We start from the raw sequence: 2,837 nt of genomic DNA on the forward strand, positions 1-2,837 counted from the left end.
GGTGAGGACGGGCCCTTTCGTCGCACTCGCCCGCAGGGCGCGTGATCGCGGCCCTGGCGGGCTCGTGATCAGGCGTTGGGGCGCTTGCCGTGGTTCGCTGCGCTGCCCTTGCGGCTGCGACGCTTGCGTCCGCGCTTGCTCATGATTGCTCCTCACGCCGGATTCTGTCTGCTCCATGTTCCCACATCTGGGGCTTGTCCTGGTCCAAGACGCGATATATCGTGTGACCAGAAACGCGATACATCGCGTTCACGGGACTGGGCGGGACACCGCAGGAACGCGAGGAGAGACATGGCGACCGAGAACTGGACCGTGACCGGTCCGCAGACGATCGACGTCGGGCCCGTGGCCCGCCTCGACGCGAACCTGCTCAACGGACGCATCGACGTCGTGGTGCACGACGAGCCCGGCGTCCGCGTCGAGGTCCACTCGATCGAGGGCCGCCCTCTCGAGGTCCGCCTCGACGGTGACCGGCTCACGGTCGGGTACTCGCCCACGGGCGGCTGGCAGGGCTTCCTCGACTCGTTCCGCAACTACCGCGGCAAGGACCGCGCCGACGTCTACGTCGGCGTGCCGGCTCACGTCCGGGTCAAGCTCGCGACGGTGCGCGGTGACGGCCTCGTCGCCGGGACCCAGGCGAAGGTCTCCGTCGCCACCGTGGGCGGCTCGGTCATGACGACGCAGACGACCGGCGCGGTCCGCGTCGACACGGTCTCGGGCGAGGTCACGGTCCGTGACCACGTGGGCACCCTCGTCATGGACTCCGTGTCCGGCGACCTCACGGCCTCGGGCGCGCTGACCGACGTCAAGCTCAACACCGTCTCCGGGAACGTCACGCTCGACTCGAGCGCGACGCCCGACGTGATGAACGTCAACGCCGTCTCGGCCGACGTCCTGGTGCGCGTCCCCGAGCCGGACGCCCTCGACTACACCCTGCGCTGCGTGAGCGGTCGCCTCGTGGTCGACGGCGTCGAGCACCGCGGCACGCCCGGTGGCTCCTACCGCCAGGCGGGTCCGTCCGGGACCCCGGGCAAGAAGCTCCAGGTCAACTCCGTCTCGGGCAACGTCACGGTGCTGCGGGGCGAGCCCGCCGACGCCGTTGCGTGGGACGCGCCCGGCGGTGTCGCGGACGGCGCCCCGGCCTGGTCGTTCGACGACGCCCCGACCGACGCGTACCCGGGTTACGGCGCCCCCTGGGGCACCGCGGACAGCCGCGCGACGTGGACAGGAGCGCCCGGCGGCGGTCCCGCGGACGGACCGGCGGACCGCTGATGGCCTCCGTCTTCGCCCACGGGGAGCTCCGGCTCTACCTCCTCGCGCTGCTCGAGTCCGGGCCCAAGCACGGGTACGAGCTCATGACCGAGCTCAGCGACCGCTTCGGCGGCACCTACCGCCCCAGCGCCGGCACCATCTACCCGCGCCTCGCCCGGCTCGAGGGGGAGGGGCTCGTGCGACGCAGCGACAGCGCCCGCAAGTCGACGTACGAGCTCACGCCCGCCGGCCGGGCCGAGGTCGCGGCCCGCCGTGCCGACGTCGCGGCGCTCGAGGACGGGATCGCGCAGACCGTGCGCACCCGGGCGCACGCCCTGCGCGCCGACATCCAGGGCTCGATGCAGGGCCTGCGCGCCGAGCTCGCGGCCGCGGCCCAGGAGGCACGCGTCCGCCCGCGGCCCGCCGCCACCCCCGATCCTCGCCGCGGCGAGTCCTACGCCCGCCGCGTCGAGGCCGAGGCCATGGTGCAGAGGTTCCGCGACGACGTGCGCGCCGACCTCCGACGCGCCGACGCGAGCAGCGCGGTCACCGAGCTGACGCTCGAGACGCTGCGCACGGTCCTGGACTCCGCCCGGCGGGCGGTCCGGGGGACGCTGCCGTGAACGGCGGCCCCGAGGCGGCGGGCTCGCACGAACCGCACGAACCGCACGACCCGAACCAGCACGACGACCGGCACGACACGCAGACGACGAAGGAGAACGACATGGGAACCGAGTCCTGGGTCATCGCAGCACCGCAGCAGATCGAGGTCGCCGACGTGGCGTCGCTCGTCGTGGGCCTCACGAACGGGGCCGTCGAGGTCGTGAGCGACCCGAGCAGGGAGTCCGGCGCGACCGTCGACGTGACCGACGTGAGCCCACGGCCCCTGCGGGTCACGACGCACGCCGGTGAGCTGAAGATCGCCTACGACTTCGACGGGGTCGAGGGGGCCGTGGACCGGTTGCGCGGCCTCAAGGACAAGGACACCGCCACCGTGCGGGTCGTGCTCCCGGCCCACCTGCCCGTCAAGATCGCGACCGCCCGCGCCACGTCGACGGTCAGCGGCACCCGCGCGCCCGTCTCCGTGACCACGGCCGACGGGTCGGTCACCGTGACCGACACCGTGGGCCCCCTCTCGGTCAAGACCGTCGCGGGCCGCGTCGCGGTCGCGACGCACGAGGGTGACGTCAAGGTCAGCACGGCCTCGGGGCGCGTCGAGGCCGAGGGTGCGCTCGGACGGGTCACGATCGCCACGGTCACAGGAGACGTGGTCGTGGAAGCCCGCGAGACGACCCCCCTCGTGACCGCCAAGACCGTCTCGGGCGACATCACCCTGCGCCTGAGCGAGGGCGCGGGGGTCAACCTCAAGGCCCGTGCGGTCACGGGCAAGGTCGTGCTCGACGGCGCCCCCGTCCCCAGCACGCAGTCCCGCACCACGTCCGTGGACCACTCCGAGGGCACGAGCGGCGCCTATGTGTCGGTCAGCACGGTCTCGGGCAACCTCACGGTCTCGCGGGGCTGAGGACCCAGGCCGGTCCGCGCCCGGAGACGACGACAGCGGCCTGCGGACGCCCCTGGACGGGGGT

4 protein-coding genes are annotated in these 2,837 nt (G+C 73.1%); 3 read left to right on the top strand and 1 reads right to left on the bottom strand.

Annotated features, from left to right (window positions below; genetic code table 11):
* Positions 1 to 68: 68 nt before the first annotated feature.
* Entirely contained in the window at positions 69 to 143 is a 75-nt protein-coding gene (locus tag ACFRCR_RS18185) for a 50S ribosomal protein bL37 (protein WP_156968370.1), read from the bottom strand.
* Between the two features lie 148 nt (positions 144 to 291).
* Here ACFRCR_RS18185 and ACFRCR_RS18190 point away from each other — a divergent pair, with 148 nt between their 5' ends.
* From ACFRCR_RS18190 to ACFRCR_RS18200, 3 genes are all read left to right on the top strand, one after another.
* Entirely contained in the window at positions 292 to 1,272 is a 981-nt protein-coding gene (locus ACFRCR_RS18190) for a DUF4097 domain-containing protein (protein ID WP_377679555.1), read from the top strand.
* Positions 1,272 to 1,874 carry a PadR family transcriptional regulator gene (locus ACFRCR_RS18195; protein WP_030149987.1) on the top strand — a complete coding sequence of 201 codons (603 nt, stop codon included), beginning with the start codon at positions 1,272 to 1,274 and terminating at the stop codon, positions 1,872 to 1,874. Before ACFRCR_RS18190 ends, ACFRCR_RS18195 begins: the two co-directional genes overlap by 1 nt.
* A 101-nt stretch (positions 1,875 to 1,975) precedes the next feature.
* Positions 1,976 to 2,773, top strand: coding sequence for a DUF4097 domain-containing protein (locus tag ACFRCR_RS18200; RefSeq protein WP_377679557.1), 798 nt, complete (start codon positions 1,976 to 1,978; stop codon positions 2,771 to 2,773).
* Positions 2,774 to 2,837: the final 64 nt, after the last annotated feature.

The sequence above is a fragment of the Oerskovia sp. NPDC056781 genome, from assembly GCF_042789955.1.
Lineage (GTDB): Bacteria > Actinomycetota > Actinomycetes > Actinomycetales > Cellulomonadaceae > Oerskovia > Oerskovia rustica.

What these genes read in the sequence shown, in the direction of transcription:
- ACFRCR_RS18200 (WP_377679557.1), top strand. Translation starts at nt 1,976, where the DNA reads ATGGGAACCGAGTCCTGGGTCATCGCAGCACCGCAGCAGATCGAGGTC.
- ACFRCR_RS18195 (WP_030149987.1), top strand. Translation starts at nt 1,272, where the DNA reads ATGGCCTCCGTCTTCGCCCACGGGGAGCTCCGGCTCTACCTCCTCGCG.
- ACFRCR_RS18190 (WP_377679555.1), top strand. Translation starts at nt 292, where the DNA reads ATGGCGACCGAGAACTGGACCGTGACCGGTCCGCAGACGATCGACGTC.